The sequence below is a fragment of the Salinispora goodfellowii genome (genome assembly GCF_059570675.1).
In genome coordinates this window covers 1-18,511 of sequence record NZ_JCANTD010000017.1, presented here as the reverse complement: position 1 = coordinate 18,511, position 18,511 = coordinate 1, and the positions used below count along the sequence as shown (strand labels likewise).

Annotated in this window: 18 protein-coding genes and 1 pseudogene; 15 read left to right on the top strand and 4 right to left on the bottom strand. The window is 69.1% G+C overall.

Annotated features, from left to right (window positions below; translation table 11 throughout):
- Positions 1-17: 17 nt before the first annotated feature.
- On the top strand, positions 18-968 hold the full coding sequence (gene rarD / locus T398_RS16375; protein ID WP_496447934.1) for an EamA family transporter RarD: 951 nt from the start codon (positions 18-20) through the stop codon (positions 966-968).
- A 15-nt stretch (positions 969-983) separates the two neighbouring features.
- Here the strand turns inward: rarD and T398_RS16370 are convergent, their stop codons facing one another.
- Positions 984-1,694, bottom strand: coding sequence for an SDR family NAD(P)-dependent oxidoreductase (locus T398_RS16370; RefSeq protein ID WP_496447933.1), 711 nt, complete (start codon positions 1,692-1,694; stop codon positions 984-986).
- 4 nt (positions 1,695-1,698) lie between these two features.
- Positions 1,699-3,048, bottom strand: coding sequence for an NsdA family TPR-like regulatory protein (locus T398_RS16365; protein WP_496447932.1), 1,350 nt, complete (start codon positions 3,046-3,048; stop codon positions 1,699-1,701).
- 497 nt (positions 3,049-3,545) lie between these two features.
- On the opposite strand from T398_RS16365, the gene T398_RS16360 reads away from it, so the two are divergent.
- The 5 genes from T398_RS16360 to T398_RS16340 all read left to right on the top strand — a co-directional run bounded on the left by T398_RS16360 (position 3,546) and on the right by T398_RS16340 (position 7,665).
- A complete protein-coding gene (locus T398_RS16360; RefSeq protein WP_496447930.1) occupies positions 3,546-3,851 on the top strand; it encodes a hypothetical protein in 306 nt (101 codons plus the stop codon).
- 14 nt (positions 3,852-3,865) lie between these two features.
- Positions 3,866-4,261, top strand: a complete 396-nt coding sequence (gene tgmA / locus T398_RS16355; RefSeq protein WP_496448055.1) for a putative ATP-grasp-modified RiPP — start codon at positions 3,866-3,868, stop codon at positions 4,259-4,261.
- Between the two features lie 3 nt (positions 4,262-4,264).
- A complete protein-coding gene (gene tgmB / locus T398_RS16350; RefSeq protein ID WP_496447929.1) occupies positions 4,265-5,215 on the top strand; it encodes an ATP-grasp ribosomal peptide maturase in 951 nt (316 codons plus the stop codon).
- 4 nt (positions 5,216-5,219) lie between these two features.
- The gene (locus T398_RS16345) at positions 5,220-6,404 is read left to right on the top strand and encodes a methyltransferase domain-containing protein (protein ID WP_496447927.1); all 1,185 of its coding nucleotides are present in this window, start codon (positions 5,220-5,222) and stop codon (positions 6,402-6,404) included.
- Between the two features lie 316 nt (positions 6,405-6,720).
- On the top strand, positions 6,721-7,665 hold the full coding sequence (locus T398_RS16340) for a trypsin-like serine peptidase (RefSeq protein ID WP_496447925.1): 945 nt from the start codon (positions 6,721-6,723) through the stop codon (positions 7,663-7,665).
- 106 nt (positions 7,666-7,771) lie between these two features.
- On the opposite strand, the gene T398_RS16335 is transcribed toward T398_RS16340, so the two are convergent.
- Entirely contained in the window at positions 7,772-8,833 is a 1,062-nt protein-coding gene (locus T398_RS16335) for a glutathione S-transferase family protein (RefSeq protein WP_496447923.1), read from the bottom strand.
- Positions 8,834-9,002: 169 nt separating this feature from the next.
- Here T398_RS16335 and T398_RS16330 point away from each other — a divergent pair, with 169 nt between their 5' ends.
- The 7 genes from T398_RS16330 (at position 9,003) to htpX (ending at position 16,774) form a co-directional block, all read left to right on the top strand.
- Positions 9,003-9,701: a NuoI/complex I 23 kDa subunit family protein gene (locus T398_RS16330; RefSeq protein WP_496447922.1), complete on the top strand. Its 699-nt coding sequence runs from the start codon at positions 9,003-9,005 to the stop codon at positions 9,699-9,701.
- Positions 9,698-10,285 (top strand): NADH-quinone oxidoreductase subunit J family protein, encoded by a 588-nt coding sequence (locus tag T398_RS16325; protein ID WP_496447920.1) that lies wholly within the window; start codon positions 9,698-9,700, stop codon positions 10,283-10,285. The genes T398_RS16330 and T398_RS16325 overlap by 4 nt, the downstream gene beginning before the upstream one ends.
- Positions 10,282-10,728 (top strand): NADH-quinone oxidoreductase subunit NuoK, encoded by a 447-nt coding sequence (gene nuoK / locus T398_RS16320; RefSeq protein WP_496447918.1) that lies wholly within the window; start codon positions 10,282-10,284, stop codon positions 10,726-10,728. The genes T398_RS16325 and nuoK overlap by 4 nt, the downstream gene beginning before the upstream one ends.
- On the top strand, positions 10,725-12,668 hold the full coding sequence (locus T398_RS16315) for an NADH-quinone oxidoreductase subunit 5 family protein (protein WP_496447916.1): 1,944 nt from the start codon (positions 10,725-10,727) through the stop codon (positions 12,666-12,668). The genes nuoK and T398_RS16315 overlap by 4 nt, the downstream gene beginning before the upstream one ends.
- Positions 12,665-14,176: a complex I subunit 4 family protein gene (locus T398_RS16310; RefSeq protein WP_496447914.1), complete on the top strand. Its 1,512-nt coding sequence runs from the start codon at positions 12,665-12,667 to the stop codon at positions 14,174-14,176. Before T398_RS16315 ends, T398_RS16310 begins: the two co-directional genes overlap by 4 nt.
- Before the next feature lie 19 nt (positions 14,177-14,195).
- Positions 14,196-15,782, top strand: coding sequence for an NADH-quinone oxidoreductase subunit N (locus T398_RS16305; RefSeq protein ID WP_496447913.1), 1,587 nt, complete (start codon positions 14,196-14,198; stop codon positions 15,780-15,782).
- A gap of 122 nt (positions 15,783-15,904) precedes the next feature.
- Positions 15,905-16,774, top strand: coding sequence for a zinc metalloprotease HtpX (gene htpX, locus T398_RS16300; protein WP_496447911.1), 870 nt, complete (start codon positions 15,905-15,907; stop codon positions 16,772-16,774).
- Between the two features lie 226 nt (positions 16,775-17,000).
- Here htpX and T398_RS16295 read toward each other — a convergent pair whose 3' ends face one another.
- Positions 17,001-17,762, bottom strand: coding sequence for a YoaK family protein (locus tag T398_RS16295; RefSeq protein WP_496447909.1), 762 nt, complete (start codon positions 17,760-17,762; stop codon positions 17,001-17,003).
- A gap of 181 nt (positions 17,763-17,943) precedes the next feature.
- Between T398_RS16295 and T398_RS16290 the strand changes: the two are divergent.
- Positions 17,944-18,024: pseudogene (locus tag T398_RS16290) on the top strand (SDR family NAD(P)-dependent oxidoreductase); the annotation flags it as partial.
- A gap of 295 nt (positions 18,025-18,319) precedes the next feature.
- A partial coding sequence (locus tag T398_RS16285; protein ID WP_496447907.1) for a hypothetical protein occupies positions 18,320-18,511 on the top strand: 192 nt, incomplete at its 3' end.

The window sequence follows — 18,511 nt, the reverse complement described above, 5'->3', positions numbered from 1 at the left end:
TGCCTTAGCGTTGCACAGTGACGCCTCGCAAGCTCGGCTACCTGTACGGGATCGGCGCGTACGTGCTCTGGGGCTTCGCCCCGCTCTACATGAGGCTGCTGCGGCCGGCGGGCCCGCTGGAGATCCTGGCCCACCGGATCGTCTGGTCCGTCGTCTTCGTCGCGCTGGTGCTGGCGGCGATGCGCAACCACAGTTTCCTGCGTGCGCTGCTGCGCAGACCGCGTGCCCTGGCCGCGCTCGGCATCGCCGCCGCACTGGTCGCCCTCAACTGGGGCACCTACATCTATGGGGTCAACTCCGAGCGGGTGGTGGAGACCTCCCTCGGATACTTCGTCAACCCGCTGGTCGTGGTGCTGCTCGGAGTCTTCGTACTGCGGGAGCGGCTGCGCCCCGCGCAGTGGGCGGCACTGGGCGTGGGCGGGGCGGCGGTCGTGGTGCTGACCGTCGACTACGGCCGCCCACCGTACCTGGCGCTGGTCCTCTCGTTCACCTTCGCCGGGTACGGGCTGGTCAAGAAGCGCCTCGGCCTGCCCGCCGCCGAGGGGCTCTTCGTCGAGTCGGCGGTCCTCGCCCTGCCCGCGCTGGCGTACCTGGCCTGGCTGGGCGGCACCGGCGGGGCCGCGTTCGGGGCGGTGTCGGCGGGAAACACCGCCCTGTTGGTCTCGGCCGGAGCGGCGACCGCGATTCCCCTGCTGATGTTCGCGGGTGCGGCCAACCGGCTGCCGTTCACCAGCCTCGGGATGCTCCAGTATCTCGCCCCGATTCTCCAGCTCGGCTGCGGCGTCATCATCTTCCGCGAGCCCATGCCTCCCGCTCGCCTGGCCGGCTTCGCCCTGGTCTGGATGGCCCTGGTCATCTTCACCGTCGATGCCGTCCGCGCCGCCCGCCGTCTCCCCCCGCACCCTGCGGAAGGGGCTTTGGCCGCAGTTCAACCCAGATCGGGTACTTCACCGCCCCTGCGTCGCTAACCCTATCGATGATGATCACCATTGAAGCGGCTCCCGTCGGTAGAACAACTGCCCAGTGGGACCGCCGTCTGGCAGTGTCGCCAGCCAAGCGAAGGTGTCGGCAGCCTCGTCCGGAGTCTGCTCTGCCTTCCCGTACGCCATCCGGGTGGCGACCTTGCCTGGTGAGGCGGCGTTAACCAGGATGTTCGCCGCATGGAGTTCCGCGGCCAGGATGCAGGTCAAGGCGTTCAGCCCAGTTTTGGAGATTCGGTAGGCCACGCTGCCAGAATTCATCTGCCCGAAGGTGCTCATATGGGTAGTGACGTTTACGATGCGGCCATACCCGAGTCTGCGCATTTCGGGTATGGCGGCTGTGCAGCAACGCCAGGCTCCCATCAGGTTGGCATCAATTGTTGCTCGAACCTTCTCCATGTCTGCCGCACTTGCTTGCTGGCCTCGGTCGATGGCTATGGCGGCATTGTTTACCAGCACGTCCAGCCGACCATAAGTGACTCCAGTATCTGCCATGACGCGGACGACGCTCGCCGGGTCGGTCACGTCGAGTTGGTGCGACGAAACCGACAGCCCTTCCTCGCGAAGCTTCGCCGCAGCCTGTTCGGCGGCCTGTTCACTTCGGGCCGTCAGCACCGCATGTAGGCCCTGCTCGGCCAGTCGCTGCGCGATCGCGTAGCCGAGTCCTCGGTTGGCTCCCGTAACGACCGCTACGCGCTTCCCAACGTTGTTCATCCGACTATGTGATCAAACCGTGGAGCTGATCGTCCAGAGCTCCCACGGCCGGGTGTCGATATTTCTTGATCTTGGTGTGGATGCCAGCAAGGCGCTTCCGGTTACGGACAGACCGGGCGCCGACGACGTCAGGGGCTGCCCGACTTACTAGCTCACAGGCGTGTTCCACGTCGCCTAGCCCGAGCGCGCTGTCCGCTCGCCAGATAAGGTATGTCGCTCGGTCGCGGCGACGTTCTATTGACTGCACAGCAAGCGACTGGGCTAGCCAGTAGTCCGCTGCCTTGTGCTGTTCTAATGCCAGATAGCTTCCGGCGACCTGGGCGCAGTACTCTGCCCGGTCAAAGTAACCTGCCCACGCGGGGGTTACCTCCTCGTCGGCCCGGTCCATGTTCCGTTCAGCCACGATAAGTAACCGTTCGCAGTCCCGAACCTCGTCGCGAACGGCATGGGTGCGTGCCTGTCGGACAGCCAGCATGGCCAAAACGCGGGCCGGCGCGGATTTTGCTCCTTCGCGTGCCGCTTGCGCGAGAGACAGCGCCTCGTCGGTGCGATCGGTGTCCATCCGTTGCAGGCTCATGCATTTGAGAATGTTGGCACCAGCTGCTCGATCGTCCGCAGTGTGAGCAGCGCGTAGTGCGGCTATCCAATACCTCTCGGCCGCAGCATGATAGCCACTGTCAAAGCTCGTCCACCCTGCGATGCGACCTAGCTCCGCGGCGACTGAAAAGACGCGCTGGCCCAGGTGCTCCGTGTACGCGCCTTTTGTCAGCAAGTCGGTCACCAGCCGTAGCTCCGCGTCTACAACGTTGCGGATGTGCCCTCCGCCAAGCGCAGCGTCCATCTGGCGAAGGGCGGGCAGGCGCTGTTCCAGGCAGGTCACAAGCTCCGCGTCAATGTGCCCGCCGCGGAGGACAGAAGCCAACTGGGGCGGGTCGATGCTGAGCCACTGATCGGCTAGGACGGCGGCACCCCCGACGCCGAGTACCAGGAAACCGCGTCGATCTAGCACGGCTCTGCCCGCCGTCTCGTCCATAGCTTGGACGCAATTTTCAACCGACCATGGGGCATCAATTTTGACCCTCTCGCCGATGGGGAGCCAGTGTGGCCAGCCCAGGGTGTGCACTGCTTCGACCGAAACCCCAAGCTCCGCGGCCAGGGCGAGCTGTGAAGCCGAATCAGGTACCACCCCCCAGTGTTCCCACCGCCACGCCTTCTCCCGCCGAGCGGCACTGTTGCCCACGCGCGTGGCGATGACATGGGCCAGGTCTTGATAGGTCCATCCATGCTCCTGCCGAACGTAGCTCAGGGGGTGAATGAGCGGCGACCGTTGGCTGCCGGGTTGACGCGCTGCCATTTCGACCTCCCTCGACTGCAGAGCGCGGTAGTGCTGGCGCTTCTGTATATCGACCCCGCCACGGAGCTTGCTCTGGTCGTTGCTGTGAGACAACAGCAGGACTACGGGACACCGCTAGACCCGCATAGTTCCACGGGGTTTGCTGGGCTCAGATCCGTTCCCGTGGCGCTGGCGTAACTCCCCGTACAACGTTAGGGCCGTGTCGCCAGAATGCGTCGCACACCGCACAGCACCGCTCAGCTGGGCGCTGGGGAGGTACTTCGCTCCAGGTCCGGGAGGCTTCAGCGTGGCGGAGCTGCCCAACTAGCGGAAGAGGAGACTGCCATGCGTGTCCGTTGGTTCCGCTGCAAAGAGCCGGATCTGCCCGCCTTGCCGCAGCGAGTCCGGAGTACGACCCCGCCGGCTTGGATGACGCAGCCGACCTGCTTCTACCCCCGGCCGGGTAGCGTCGGCCGGCTGACCCCCGCCCAGCAGTGGCGAGCCAACGGAGGCCGGTGATGAACCTCCATCAGCTTCCGCAGCCGAGGCTCGGTCCGTATCCGGAGCACCCTCAGCACTGCATCGGGAATCGACCAACCCACACACCGCTACGGCCCATGTGGGCGTGTCGCGCCTGCTGCCAGCCATGGCCCTGCGCCGAGGCCCAGCTCCTCCTCCGAGTCGAATTCGAAGGTCGAAGATCAGGTCTGTTGATCTACCTTGCCGGCCTGCTCTACGAGGCGATGCACGACCTCTACCACCTCAGCCCGGATGATCAGGTCGAGCCCCACGAGTTGTTCGACCGGTTTGTGTCGTGGGCGTAGTCGCCGGAGCTTCGATGACGCGGCCAAGAGCTCCGCCGGCCCACCTCTGCCAGATGACCCCAGATCGTTCGGTAAGGCAGGAGATCGGAGACAGCATGATGGTTAGCGAGAGTGAACGTTTTGCAACGAGGCGCACCGTAGCCGCAATGAGTGACAGCCTTCCGTCCGAGCGGGGCGTACGCCCTTTCGGGCTGAGCTTCGCACAGCCGCTGGACAGCGCCGACCGCGTCGTCCGGCCTGAGTGGCGGTGGTGCGATGACCACCAGATCGGCGTCACCCCCAACGGTGAACCCTGGCACCGGTCGGTCCAGGCCGGAACCATGAAAACGACTGGGCCATCGCCCGACGGAGGCCCCAATACCGGGGGCGAAGAGTGGACTCCGGACTTCATGCCGGACCAGCCGAGCTGACACATGACCGTTCTGGTGCTTGCCGCGGATGTCGACCCGACGGCGGACGCGGTGGTGGAGATGCTGAACCGGCGGGGTGTTCCCGTGTTTCGTTGTGATGCCTCGTGGTTTCCCAACCGCCTCAGTCTGGATGCTGAGCTGACCGAGGCGGGTTGGCGCGGCGTACTTCGTACCGAGCGCCGGACGGTGGCATTGGAGGGGTTGCGGTCCGTGTGGTACCGCAACCCCACCACGTTTGCTGTCTCGGACGGTATGTCTCCGGCCGAACGGTGGCACGCCACCCACGAGGCGAAATTCGGGTTCGGCGGGGTCTTGTGGTCTTTGCCGGTGCGCTGGGTAAACCACCCGGGCCGGCAGGCTGACATGTACAAGCCGATACAGCTTGCTGTGGCCCAACGGTGTGGTATCCCGGTCCCAACGACTTTGGTCACCAATCAGGCTGATGCCGTACGCCGCTTTGCCGATCACCACCCCGGTGGCATGGTGATGAAACCTCTCGGGTTCGGCTCCATTCTCGAAGAGGGGCGTCGGAAAGCGCTGAACACTCACCTGCTGTCTAGCGCGGACTTAACCGACATGCGCGGGGTCGAGGCAACGGCTCACCAGTTCCAGCCCTTCATCGATAAGGCATACGAGGTGCGGCTGACGGTGGTGGGTGAGCGGATGTTCGCGGCAGCCATCACCGCGCACAGCAGGAAGGCGCGGATAGACTTTCGAGCCGACTATGATGCCCTCACCTATGAAATCATTGACGTTCCCGGTCGGGTGGCCGCTGGGGTTCGAGCATTCCTGTCTCACTTTGGGATCGTGTTTGGTGCCTTCGATTTCGTGGTCGACCCAAGCGGCAAGTGGTGGATGTTGGAGTGCAATCCAGCTGGACAGTACGGGTGGATTGAAGGCGCAACCGGGCTGCCAATAGCCCCCGCGTTGGCTGACTTACTGGAGAAAGGGTGATGAATTGACTGATTGGCAGCCGTGGGCGGCTACGTTGACGGACAAGCTCGCCGCTGATTCCGCGATAGCGGACGACCAGTGGCGGGCGGCATTCGAGGGCACCCCGCGACACGTGTTCGTACCCCGATATTGGGAACTTGACGAGTACAACCGCCCCAGCCGGCTCGTGGACGGCGCTGTCTCCACCCACCGCCCCGAGTGGCTGAAAGCCGCGTACACGGACCGGTTTTTGGTTACCCAGTGGGTGTCGGACGAGGGCAGGAGGGTCGTTTCAAGCTCAGCCTCCCTACCGTCACTGGTGGCCAGGATGCTGCACATCCTTGACGTTGCAGACGGTCACCGCGTCTTGGAGATCGGTACCGGTACCGGCTACAACACCGCACTACTGTGCCACCGGGTGGGCGCGGCCAACGTCACCAGTGTGGACATCGATGCCGGGCTGGTAGCCGAAGCCGCCGGCCGCTTGGACACCGTGGGTTACGTGCCCACGGTGGTTGTCGGAGACGGTGCGCAGGGCGTGGAGGAGCACGGCCCGTATGACCGCATCCTGTCGACCTGTGCGTCCCGAGGAGTGCCACCAGCGTGGATCGAGCAGCTCGCTGACGGCGGACGGATTGTCACCCCGTTAACCATGGGTGGAGCGCTCGCGGTGCTGACCAAATCTGGCCCCGACGAGGTGTCCGGCCATTTCGACGTGGAGCAGGCGTGGTTCATGGCGATGCGCCCTGCCGCCCGGGCGACGCCGGCCGGCTTCCTCGCCGACCAGCCCGAACCCGTCTCTGATGATCTCGCGGGCCTCGGCGTCAGCGGCCTTGATCCCGGGGCGCTGGCTGACCCTGACTTTCGGCTGTGGCTTCTCCTCCACCAGCCGACGCTGCATTTTGTCGAGCACTTCGACGAGGAGTTGGCGAATGTGGGCCTCACAGTCCACGACGGAGTTGATGTCGCCACCGCACTGCGGTGCGTTGACGGGCCGCTACTCGTCCGGCAGTCGTCTCCCCGGCGGCTGTGGGACACCGTCGAGTCGGCGTGGCGGTCGTGGGTTGACCATGACAAGCCGCGGCGCGATCGTCTCGGGATCACCGCCACCACTGGTGGCACCCAGTACGCGTGGCTCGATCTCCCGGACCAGGGTGGAGGTGGCCGTGGCGGTGTCTTCCGCTGGCCACTGCCCACCCGAGGCTGGTAGTCCGAGGGTGTGCGGGCTCGGCCACCGGTCAAGGGCTCAGCCGATCGTCCGACGAGTGTCCTTCTCTGGTCTGCGGTTCAGTCAATGTGGCGACGGCAACCTCGGCGCGGTGCTTGTCTATTTGGCCAGGCTGGACGCGTCTTAGTTGTGAATAAAACCTGATCAACTCGTCATTAGTGGCTTCCCTGGCAACCCTCGCGAATCTACCTACTGTCCTCTTGCTACACCAACTGTCCTTTTGCTACCGTGAGTGGGCTTTTGCTGCAATAATGCATGACAGGAGAGTTTTGTGAAGCCAGTCCTTCGGCTGCCTGCGGTGGCCGGCCTGGCCCTCGCGCTGATAGCGTCTGGGTCATCAGTTGCCACAGCCGGGCCGAGCACGACCAGCCCGGATGACCCGATCGTCATCAATTTCGAAACCCAGGAAGGCCAGCCTGTCGCCACGACCGGTGCACTGGTCACTGACTACTGGACCCCAGAGCGGATGGCCGCCGCTGCTCCCTTGGCGGGACCCACCGTGACTGGCGCTGCCGGCGAGCGTGCCGCCGCGGGCGCGGAGGCACAGACGAACACCGCGGGCGCGGAGGCACACACGAACACCGCGGGTAAGATCTTCTTTACCTTGGCAAATGGTGTCGACAGTTACTGCTCGTCGAGCGTGGTGGACAGTCCCAAAAAGCGACTGGTCCTGACGGCCGCGCACTGTGTGTATATGTCGGGTGTTGGCGGAGCGTCCGAGAACATTGTGTTCGTGCCGGGGTGGCAAGATGGTGACGAGCCACTGGGCAAGTTCGGTGTCACCACCGTAACCATCAGCCCGCACTGGCCGGACCACGCCTCGAATGACTACAGCAAGGACTTCGCCGTCCTCACCACTGCAAACGGTGATCTCTGGCCTAATCCGGTCGGCAGTGTTGTTGCACCTTTCGCTGTGCAATGGGACCCGGGCTACGACCACGAAGACGTGGTCCTTATCGGGTACCCGCAGGACGTAAATGGCGGTGCGACTCAGCATCACTACGAGAAGTCGCCGACCTCGAAAGGCTACCCGTTCGGCGTCGACGGGGCTGCAATGGTCCAGTTGGACGAGTCTACATCCGGTGGGGCCAGCGGCGGCCCCTACGTGAAGAATTTCGACGGCGTTGGCGGGACTATTGTCAGCGTACATTCACTCGGTGGTGGTGCTGCAGCCTATGGGCCGTATCTCGGCGAAGAATTCAAGGATGCCTTCGATTGGGCGGAGGGCTGGTCTCCGGAATAGGCCGTAAATCCTGACGGAGTCTCGGGAACTACTTCCGGGACTCCGCTTCCGGCATAGGTGACTGAGCCCTTCGGGGAGCGCCGCGTCGCGTCGTCGCCGTTGCCCGTCAGCGCAGTGGGGTGTGTGCGGGATCAACCCGCTCAGCCGGTGGGGGTGGCGGTGGGGCGGTGCCGTCGCCGAAGGGGCGACCACCCAGTTCCTCCCGACCGTGCGGTGTTAGCCAGTTCGCCAGGTCCGGGCCGAGCGGGACGATCCCGGTCGGGTTGAGGTCCCCCTGCACCTCGTAGTAGTGCCGTTTGATGTGATCGAAGTCGATGGTGTCGCCGAATCCGGGGGTCTGGAACAAGTCCCGGGCGTACGCCCAGAGCACCGGCATCTCGGCCAACTTGCTCCGGTTGCACTTGAAGTGGCCGTGGTAGACCGGGTCGAAGCGCACCAGCGTGGTGAACAGCCGTACGTCCGCCTCGGTGATCGTCTCCCCAACCAGGTAGCGGCGTCCGGCGAGCCGGTCGCTGAGCAAGTCCAGCCGGTCGAAAAGCCGTTGGTACGCCCGGTCGTACGCCGACTGGCTGCCGGCGAAGCCGCAGCGGTAGACCCCGTTGTTGACATCGGCGAAGACCACCGCGTTCACCTCGTCGATCTCGTCCCGGAGCCGTTGCGGGTAGAGCTCCGGTGCCCCGTCGCGGTGGTATGCGGTCCACTCGGTGGACAGGTCGAGACTCATCTGCGCGAAGTCGTTGGTCACCACCTGCCCGGTCGGCACGTCGATGATCGCGGGGACCGTGATCCCCCGGTCGTAGCCGGGGAAGCGCGCGAAGTAAGCGTCCGCGAGCCGTTCGATGCCGAGCACCGGATCCCGCCCGCCGGGGTCGAGGTCGAAGCTCCAGCTACGCCGGTCGTGGGTCGGGCCGGCGATCGCCATCGAGAGGGCGCCCTCCAGCCCGAGTAGCCGTCGGACGATGATCAGCCGGTTCGCCCACGGGCAGGCACGACTCACCGCGAGCCGGTACCGCCCCGGCTCCACCGGCCAGCCGTCCCCGCCGTCGGCGGTGATCCGGGTGGCGATGTAGCGCTGATCCCGGGTGAACTCGCCGCCCGGCTCGACGTATCTGCCGCCGGTGCGGCGCAGCGCCGCCTCGCCGCTGCCCGCGGTCGCACCCTCGGTCACGCCGCCCCCCTCTGGTCGTCGCGATGCGCCTACCACCCATCATCGCCGGATCAGACGGTGCGCGAGGCGCCGCGCCGTAACCCAGCCGTGCCTCGCCTCGGGCCGTCCGCCGCAGCCCGCGCCGGGTGGTGGTCGCGCCCGCCGGGGGGCGCAGGGCAGGATGGTCGGCATGACCGACCCCAGCGAGCGCAGCGACCCGGCCGACGGTGAGCGCGGCCTGCCCGGCGTGGGCCTGGTCAAGGGGCTCGCGGTCACGCTGAAGACGATGACCCGCCGCTCGGCCACCCAGCAGTACCCGGATGTCGCCCCGGCGTTGCCGCCGCGCTCGCGCGGCGTGATCGCGCTCCTCGCGGAGAACTGCACGGTCTGCATGCTCTGCGCCCGCGAGTGTCCGGACTGGTGCATCTACATCGACTCGCACAAGGAGGAGGTGGTGGTGCCCGGGGCGGCCCGTGCCCGGCAGCGCAACGTGCTGGACCGGTTCGACATCGACTTCTCGCTCTGCATGTACTGCGGGATCTGCATCGAGGTCTGCCCGTTCGACGCGCTCTACTGGTCCCCGGAGTTCGAGTACGCCGAGTACGACATCAAGGACCTCCTGCACGACAAGGAGCACCTGGGCGAGTGGATGGGCACCGTCCCGCCGCCGCCGGCGCACGACCCGAACGGCGAGCCGGCCAAGGAAGAGACCGCCGCCGCGCGTAAGGCCGCGATCCCGGCCAGCCCCGCCGAGCCCCCGGCGGCCGCCCCGGCCCGCTCCACCGAACGACCGGCGGCCGCCCCGGCCCGCCCTGCCGAACAGCCCCCGCCTCGCCCCGGGCCCAGACCAGCCGGGGATACCGCCACCGGGGAAGGCCCGACCCCGTGACCGGCACCGACGTGCTGCTGCTCGCCCTGGGCGCGCTGGCGGTCGGCTCCGGCGCCCTGGCGGTGACCACCCGACACCTGGTCCGGGCCGGCCTCTACCTGGTGCTCTGCCTCGCCGCCGTGGCCGGGATGTACCTGGTCCTCACCGCCGAACTGGTCGCCTGGGTGCAGGTACTGATCTACGTGGGAGCGGTGGTGGTGCTGCTGCTCTTCGCGGTGATGCTCACCCGTGCTCCGATCGGCGCCTCCACCGACCTGGACCGACCGGGTTGGCCGGCCGCCCTGATCGGCGGCGGCACCGGGCTCGGGCTGGCCGCGCTGCTGGTGGACGCGTACCGGTGGTCGTCGGTGCCGCTGCCCACGGCCGGCAGCGCCGAACGGATCGGGGAGCAGATCTTCGGCAGTTGGGTGCTGCCCTTCGAGGTGCTCTCGGTGCTGCTGCTCGCCGCCCTGGTGGGGGCGATCATCCTGTCCCGCCCGGACATCGGACGGTCACCGGTGGACCAGGCCGGCGTCAGCAGGGCGGACGAGGCCTCCGCCGAGACCTCCACCGAGACCTCCACCGAGGGCGGGCGGTCCCGGTGAGGCCGGTCATCCCCTACGTCACCGCCGCCCTGCTGTTCGGGCTCGGCACGTACGGGGTGCTGCGCCGGCGCAACGCCATCCTGGTGCTGATCGCGGTCGAGCTGATGCTGAACGCGGTGAACCTGATCCTGGTCACCGCCGACACCACGGTGCGCTCCCAGCTGCCGCATGGCGGCCAGGTCTTCGCGCTGTTCGTGATCGTGCTGGCCGCCGCCGAGGTGGGCGTCGGATTGGCCATCGTGCTGCAGCTCTACCGGCTGCGCGCCAGCGTGGCCGTGGACGAGGTGCCGCTGGCCGAGCCCCCGTCGCCGAACTCCCCGGCCGAGGACCCGTCGGCGAATGCCCCGGCCGAGCCGTCAGCGCCGCGGCCCACCAAGGCGCCGCCGCCCACCAAAGCGCCCCCGCCCGCCTCGGCGGCCACCCCTGGGGAGGCAGACCGGTGAGCACGCCCGTCCTGCTCGGCACGCTGCTGCCGGCCGTACCCCTGGTGACCGGCCTGCTCGGGCTCCTGCTGCCGCCGGCATCCCCGCAAGCCGGTGCGGCGCGGCGACGGGCCCGCCGGGCGGCGATCACCCTCGGGACGACCGGCGCGGCCCTGTCGTTACTCCTCGCGGTCGCGCTGCTGGCCACCCTCGACGCCCCGGCCGAGGCCACCCGGACCTGGATTGACTTCGGCAGCCTGACGGTCACCCTCGGCGTCCGGCTGGACTCGACGGTGGCGCTGGTGGCGGTCGCCGTCGCCGCGGTGGCCCTCGCGGTGCAGGTCTACTCGATCGGCTACCTCCGGAGCGGCCCGCACGACGAGGTGGACGTCGACCACCGCTACCCGCCGTACGCGGCCCAGATCAGCCTCTTCACCGCCGCGATGCTGCTGGTGGTGGTCGCCGGGGACCTCATCCTGCTGCTGGTCGGCTGGGAGGTGATGGGCCTCTGCTCGTACCTCCTGATCGCCCACGAGCGGCGGCTGCCCGCAGCGCCCGGCGCCGCGATGAAGGCCTTCCTGGTAACCCGGGTGGGCGACGTCGGCTTCCTGCTCGGGATCGCGCTGCTCGGCGTCTCCGCGGGCAGCTTCCGGATCGCCGACGTGCTCAGCCACGACCACGCCACCGGTCTGCTCACCGCCGCCTGCCTGCTGTTGCTCGCCGGGGTGGCCGGCAAGAGCGCCCAGTTCCCGCTGCACACCTGGCTGCCCGACGCGATGGCCGGCCCCACCCCGATCTCCGCCCTGATCCACGCGGCGACCATGGTGGCCGCCGGTGTCTACGTCGTCGCCCGGCTCTTCCCCCTCTTCGGGCAGGTGCCGGTCGCCCTGGCGGTGCTCGGCGTGCTGGCCTCGATCACCCTGCTGCTCGGCGCGTTCGCCGCCATCGCCCAGGACGACCTCAAGCGGGTCCTGGCCTGGTCAACGGTCTCCCAGCTGGGCTACCTGACCGGCGCGCTGGCCGTCGGCGCGCCCGCGGCGGCCCTGTTCCACCTGCTCACCCACGCCGCCTTCAAGGCGCTGCTCTTCCTCGCCGCCGGGGCGGTGATCCACGCCGCGGGTACCGCGCTGATGCCCCAGCTCGGCGGCCTGCGCCGCACGATGCCGGTGACCTTCTGGTCCATGCTGATCGGCCTCGGCGCGCTGGCCGGGCTGCCGCCGCTGTCCGGCTTCTTCAGCAAGGACTCCGTGCTGTACGCCGCCGAGGAGGCGGCCCGGCACGGCGGCCCCGCGCCAGCCTGGGTGGGCTGGTCGGTCTGGCTGGCCGGGCTGGTCGGGGTCGCCCTCACCGCCGGGTACGCCACCCGGCTGCTGCTGCGCACCTTCTTCGGCGCGCCCCGCACCCCGCTGCCTCAGCCGCACGACCCGCCCGCGGTGCTGCGCTGGCCGGTGCTGCTGCTGACCGTCCCGGCGGCGCTGCTCGGTCTGGCCGGATTCTCCGGAACCTTCGCCGGGTGGCTCGAACCGTCCTGGTCGGCCACCCGGGAGCCGGAGCTGCTGCCCGCCGACCCGTTGGTGCACCTCGGCCCGACGGTGCTGCTGCCGCTCGGTCTGCTGGCGCTCGGGGCGGGGCTCGCCTGGGCCCGCTGGCGGCGAGATCCGGCCGGTGACCCGGCCGGGCTGTTGGGTCCACTGCGACCGCTCTCCGCCCGCGCGTTCTGGCTCGACGACCTCCAGCACACCCTGGTGGTACGCCCGATCGGCCGGCTCGCCGCCGGCGCGCGTACCGCCGACGAGGTGGTGGTGGACGGAGCGGTCACCGGCAGCGGTCGGATCGCCTGGTGGCTCGGGGGCGGGCTGGCGGCGTGGCACCGCGCCACGCTGCCCCGGGCCGTAGCCGGTGTGCTGGCCGGCGCGTTGCTGATCGGGCTGGCGGCGGTGCTGATCGGAGGCGACGCATGAGCGGGGTCGTGGGGCAGGTTCTGCTGGTCGCGGTGCTGGCGGTGCCGGCGGCCGGCGCGGCGGTCGTCGCCGCGCTCCGGCACGACCGGGCCGCCCGCCTGGTCGGTACGGTGGCCGCCGGGCTGACCCTGCTCGCCGCGCTACCGCTGGTCGCGGGCGGTGACGACGGCGGGGCGGGTGCCGACGCCAACCCCGCGGTACGCCCCTGGCACCAGGTGGACCTGCCCTGGGTGCCCGGCCTGGACCTGCGCTTCCACCTCGGCGTGGACGGTATCTCCTGGCCACTGGTCGTGCTGACCGCGCTGCTGACCCTGCTCTGCTGCGGCTACACCCTGTGGAAGGTCCCCAGTGGGGGGAGCGGGCGGGCCCTGGTGGCGCTGCTGCTGGTGGTCGAGGTGGGCATCCTCGGCACCTTCCTCGCCCTCGACCTGGTGCTCTTCTTCGTCTTCTTCGAGGTCGTCCTCCTGCCGATGTACGCCATCATCGTTGGCTGGGGTGGGCCCGACCGGCGCCGGGCGGGCCGAAAGTTCGCCCTCTACACCCTCTTCGGTTCAGTGCTGCTGCTGGTCGGCGTCCTGGTGGTGGTGACCGCTGCCGGCACCGCGGACATCGTGGCGCTGACCGGCGGCACCGGGCTCTCCCGTGGGCCGCAGCTCGCCGCGTTCACCCTGCTGGCCCTCGCCTTCGCGGTGAAGAGCCCGCTGTGGCCGCTGCACTCCTGGCTGCCCGACGCGCACACCCAGGCGCCCACCGTCGGCAGCGTGATCCTCGCCGGGGTGCTGCTCAAGATGGGCACGTACGGGCTGATCCGGGTCGCGGTCGGCGTCGCCCCCGAAGGCGCCGAATGGGCCGCGCCGGTACTCGGCGTGCTCGCGGTCGCGGCGATCCTGGTCGGCTCCCTGGTCTGCCTGGCGCAGACCGACCTGAAGCGGCTGATCGCGTACTCCAGCGTGGGGCACATGGGCTTCGTGCTCCTCGGCGTCGCCACGCTCACCGGTACCGGGCTGCGGGCCGCCCTGATCGGCAACATCGCGCACGGGATCATCACCGGCCTGCTGTTCTTCCTCGCCGGCGCCATCAAGGACCGGGCCCACACCGGGGACCTGGCGGACCTGTCCGGGTTGCGGGAGACCGCGCCCCGGCTGGCCGGGCTGCTCGGCTTCGCCGCCGTCGCCTCGCTGGGCCTGCCCGGCCTGGCCGGCTTCTGGGGAGAGGCCTTCGCCGTGGTCGCCGCGGTCCGGGTCGGTGGTCCCCTCTGGCTGACCCTCGCCGTCCTCGCGGCGTTCGGTGGTGCACTCACCGCCGCGTACCTCCTGCGGCTACTCCGCCAGGTCACCCACGGCCGGGCCAGCTCGGCGGTGGCGCAGGTCGGGCCGGGTGTGGCGAGGGCGGAACTGCTGACCTGGGCGCCGCTGGTGTTGCTCACGCTCGCCGTGGGGTTGGCCCCGATCCTGGTCCTAGGCGTGGCCCAGGCGCCGGTGGACGCCCTGCTGCCGGGGCGCCCGTGAGCTGGGTGGAGGTACGGGCATGAGCATGGTGCAGACCGTCGACAACGTGGCGCTGCTGCCGGCGTACCTGGCCGCGGGGACGGCGGTGCTGGTGCTCCTCGCCGACCTGCTGGTGGCCCGGACGCGGGTCACCGTCTCCGCCGCCGCGCTCGGTGCGCTCGCCACGGCCGCCAGCGCTGCCTTCGTCGGCGGCGGCGGCGAACGCCGTACGTTCTGTGTCGGCGCCGACTGCTCGTACGTCTTCGGTGGCCGGGCGGCCCTGGTCGCCGTACTCGTCGCGTTGCTCACCCTGGGCGTGTTGGGGCTCTCCGGGCCGCTGCTGCGGGCCGGGGCGACACCGGTGGGCGAGTACTGCTTCCTGCTCGCCGCGTCGATGACCGGTGGGGTGGTGCTCGGTGCGGCCGGTGACCTGATCACCCTGATCGTGGCGTTGGAGACCCTCACCCTTCCGCTGTACGTCCTGGTGGGCCTGCGCCGGGGCAGCCTGGCCAGCATCGAGGCGGCGGTGACCTTCTTCGTGGTCAGCGTGGTCGCCACGACGGTGACCCTGCTCGGGGCGGCCCTGCTCTACGCGTCCACCGGCGCGCTGCACCTCCGGCAGCTCGGGATGCTCTTCGGCGAGCAGCCAGGGCTCCTCGACATCCCGCTGACCACGGTCGCCGTGGCGCTGGTCGTGGTGGGGCTGACGGTCAAGGTGGCGGCGGTGCCCTTCCACGCCTGGGCGCCCACCACCTACGACGGCGCGCCGCTGCCGGTGGCCGCGTACCTCTCCACGGTCTCGAAGCTCGGCGGGGTGGTGGCCCTGCTCGCGGTGGTGCAGCACGCCCTGCCGGCCCGGACCACCGGACCGGTGCTCGCGCTGCTCGCGGTGTTGACCATGACTGTCGGCAACCTGGTGGCGCTGCGCCAGCGCCGCACCGTACGGCTGCTCGCCTGGTCCTCGGTGGCCCAGGCGGGCTACATCCTCGCGCCGCTCGGCGCGCTGGCCCTCGCCGCGGGCCGCACCGCCGACGCTCGTGCCGCCGGGTACGCGGCAGCGGTGGCGTACACGATCTTCTTCGTGGTTCTGGAGCTGGCGGCGTTCGCCGCCGTGGTCGCGCTGCGACCGGCGGGCGCGGACGGCGGCACCCTCGACGAGTTGCGGGGCGCGGCCCGGCGCCGGCCCTGGGCGGCGGTGGGGCTGGCGCTGGCACTGGTCGGCCTGGCCGGTCTGCCGCCCGGACTCGCCGGGCTCTTCGCGAAGGTCACCGTGGTCCGCTCGCTGCTCGACGGCGGCGCCGGCTGGCTGGCCCTGGTGGTGGCGGTCAACGCGGTGCTCGGCCTGGCCTACTACCTCCGGGTCGTCGCCGCGCTCTGGTCCACCGACCGACCGGCGGTGGTACCGGCCGACCCGGTGATGGCGGCGACCGACCCGGCAGTGGCGGCGGCGGGTCCGGCGACGGCGACGGGTCCGGCGGCGGCGGCCGACCCGGCGGTGGTGCCGAGCGAACCGGCAGCGGTGCTGGTTCGGGCCAAGCCGGTCGCGGCGGTCCTGGCGGCGGCGACGGTCGTGGCGCTGGTGGTCGGCTTCGCCCCGCAGCTCGTGCTCGACCTCGCCGCCCGCTGACCCAGCGGGCCTACACCCCTCTTTACCAGGCATTTCACAGCCATATGACGGATGGTTGACGGGTACCGGTGGTGTTGAACCGGTCAGCGGATCGACGCGGTCCGCGCACCGAAGGAGTGACCGTGCACCATAACCGTCTGAAGACCGCCGCGCTGCTCGGCCTGCTCACCGCCCTGATCTTGGCGGTGGGCTACTGGTTTGGCGGCAGTGGCGGACTGGTCATCGCCGTCGTCATCTCGTTGGGGATGAACGGCGTCAGCTACTTCTACTCCGACAAGCTCGCGCTGCGCGCGATGCGGGCGGAACCGGTCAGTGAGGCACAGTTCCCCGAGCTTTACCAGATGGTGCGGGAACTGGCCAGCAAGGCCCGGCAGCCGATGCCCCGGCTCTACGTGAGCCCGACCAGACAGCCCAACGCGTTCGCGACCGGTCGGAACCCGCAGAACGCGGCCGTCTGTGTCACCCAGGGCATCGTCGAGATCCTCGACTACCGCGAGCTGCGTGGAGTCATCGGGCACGAACTGTCGCACGTCTACAACCGGGACATTCTCATCTCCAGCGTGGCCGCCGGGCTGGCCGGCATCATCACCGCGCTGGCCAACCTGGCGTTCTTCATCCGGCTCGGGGGCGACGACGAGGAGGGGCGCAACCCGGTGGTGCTGCTGTTGACCATCATCCTGGGCCCGATCGCCGCCACGCTGATCCAGCTGGCGATCGGCCGTAGCCGCGAATTTCAGGCGGACGCCTCCGGCGCCCAGCTCACCCGGGATCCGTTGGCGTTGGCCAGCGCCCTTCAGAAGATCCACAAGGGCACCCAGGCGCGCCCGCTGCCGCCGCAGGGGCAGCTCACCAGCGCCGCCCACCTGATGATCGACAACCCGTTCAAGGGCGGCGGCATGGCGGCGCTCTTCTCCACCCACCCTCGGATGGAGGAGCGGGTCGCCCGGCTGGAGCAGATGGCCGGTAACACGGGCCCGATCCAGTACCGCTGACTCGGCGCACTTTCGGCGCACTTTCGGCACGTACCGAGGCCGGCGGCGCAAAGGTGGGCGGCTCGGTTCAGGCACCGACTCCTCCTGGGGTCGGTGCCTGAACCAGTCAGCGGTGGGTACCACGACCTCCGTGTTCGTCTTCTTCTCCAATCGCCTGGGCTGCCTCGGCTCGGTGCTGATCAGCGCGATCCTCACGGTGATCCTGCTGCTCATCTTCGCCCGGTGATCACTCGTCTTCGCCCGGTGATTGCTTGTCTTCGCCCGGTGAGCGCGACGGCAGCCGGCGGCGTGACCGGCTGATGGCGATCGCAGTGGCCAGGACCGAGGCCACCAGCGCGGCGGCGAGCGCCGGTGCCCAGAGCGGCGCGACCCGCAGCACCACCGCGCCGAGCACCGCCCCGCCGAGGAGCCCCACCAACCGGGTCACGCCGGCCGCACCCGCCGCGAACCGGTGCGGGTCGAAGACCACCCCCCGCACGATGGAGGTCAGCGATCCGGTGAGGTACGTCGTGGCGGCGTGGGGTATTCCGGAGCTGATCGTCACCACGCTCTGGATCCCACTGGCGACTGCGGCGGCGAAGAGCAGAACCAGCGAGGCGGGGTATCCGGGCTGCCCTCCGCTGGCACACCAGCCACCCGCCACCCCGACCAGGATCAGCACCTGGGCTGCGGTGACCACGTGGGTACGGGAACGCCAGCCCAACCCGGCGTGACGCAGCGGTAGGGTGCCGCCGGCCACACCGACTGCGTAGCCGCCGACCGCAGCGGACCCGCCGCTGAGCAGGCGAGGGTCGGCGGCGACGAGATTGTGGCCGAGCTGGACCAGATTGCCGGTGATCACGCTGGCGAAGAACCCGCCGAGTTGGGTCACGCAGAACACGTCGAGGCAGCCGGAGGCGGTGGCGAGCACGACGAGTAGCCGGGCAACGGCCCGGTGGGACAGGTCCGGGCGGACGAACTCCGCATCCTGCGCCCTCGCCCCCCGCATCCGGCTGCCTTTCCCGGCCCGTCACTCTTTCTGGCCCGTCACCCTTCGCGACCATCGCCGGGATCGCTTCTTCCCCCGTTGTCGGCTTTCATGCTCCGGACCAGGCACGGGCGCATCCGAAGGGGCGCCGCCGGTGACCCCACTCTTGACGTCAAGTCAGCTTCAACTGCCTGATCTTGTGGTGAATTTCGACGGACTACGGGTTGCTGTTACCGGCGCCGGGCGCGACTCCGGACGCCTCCTGGCGACCGCCTTCGCTGAGCTCATCCGTGAGTTCCGCTTCGAGCAGGTCGTGGGCCCGGAGCGCTGACCGGAAGACGACCGGACAAGATTCGTGGAGTTGTTCCAGCGGCACTACGGCGCCGTCATGCGGTACGCGGTACGCCCCGTGGGGCAGGATCGGGCGTCCGACGTTGTCAACGAAGCGTTTCTCGTCGCCTGGCGACGGTTGGCCGATGTCAGGGCGGTTGCGTAGTCGGTTGAAGGGTCTGTGAGCTGGGGTTTTTGGCGGCTGAATGGGTGGGGCCGGGTCCATGTAGGACGGGTGCGGCCTGTTCGTGATCATGGTGTTTGCGAAGACAACCGTGATCGAGAACTGGACGCACCCGCTGATGTCATCATCACTGACCGAGATCGTGCTGCCGCAGCGACCCCCGCACCTGCCGTGCCCGACCGTGGTCACCGATGGTGACCGGCGGAGCTTGTTCGTCGCGTTGGCAGCGGTGGACGACCCGCGGGATCCGCGGGGC

Coding starts and splice junctions, on each gene's coding strand:
- T398_RS16360 (WP_496447930.1), top strand. CDS start 3,546: ATGAACCTCCATCAGCTTCCGCAGCCGAGGCTCGGTCCGTATCCGGAG.
- T398_RS16330 (WP_496447922.1), top strand. CDS start 9,003: ATGACCGACCCCAGCGAGCGCAGCGACCCGGCCGACGGTGAGCGCGGC.
- tgmA (WP_496448055.1), top strand. CDS start 3,866: ATGACGCGGCCAAGAGCTCCGCCGGCCCACCTCTGCCAGATGACCCCA.
- T398_RS16365 (WP_496447932.1), bottom strand. CDS start 3,048: ATGGCAGCGCGTCAACCCGGCAGCCAACGGTCGCCGCTCATTCACCCC.
- T398_RS16310 (WP_496447914.1), top strand. CDS start 12,665: ATGAGCGGGGTCGTGGGGCAGGTTCTGCTGGTCGCGGTGCTGGCGGTG.
- T398_RS16295 (WP_496447909.1), bottom strand. CDS start 17,762: ATGCGGGGGGCGAGGGCGCAGGATGCGGAGTTCGTCCGCCCGGACCTG.
- T398_RS16370 (WP_496447933.1), bottom strand. CDS start 1,694: ATGAACAACGTTGGGAAGCGCGTAGCGGTCGTTACGGGAGCCAACCGA.
- tgmB (WP_496447929.1), top strand. CDS start 4,265: ATGACCGTTCTGGTGCTTGCCGCGGATGTCGACCCGACGGCGGACGCG.
- T398_RS16305 (WP_496447913.1), top strand. CDS start 14,196: ATGAGCATGGTGCAGACCGTCGACAACGTGGCGCTGCTGCCGGCGTAC.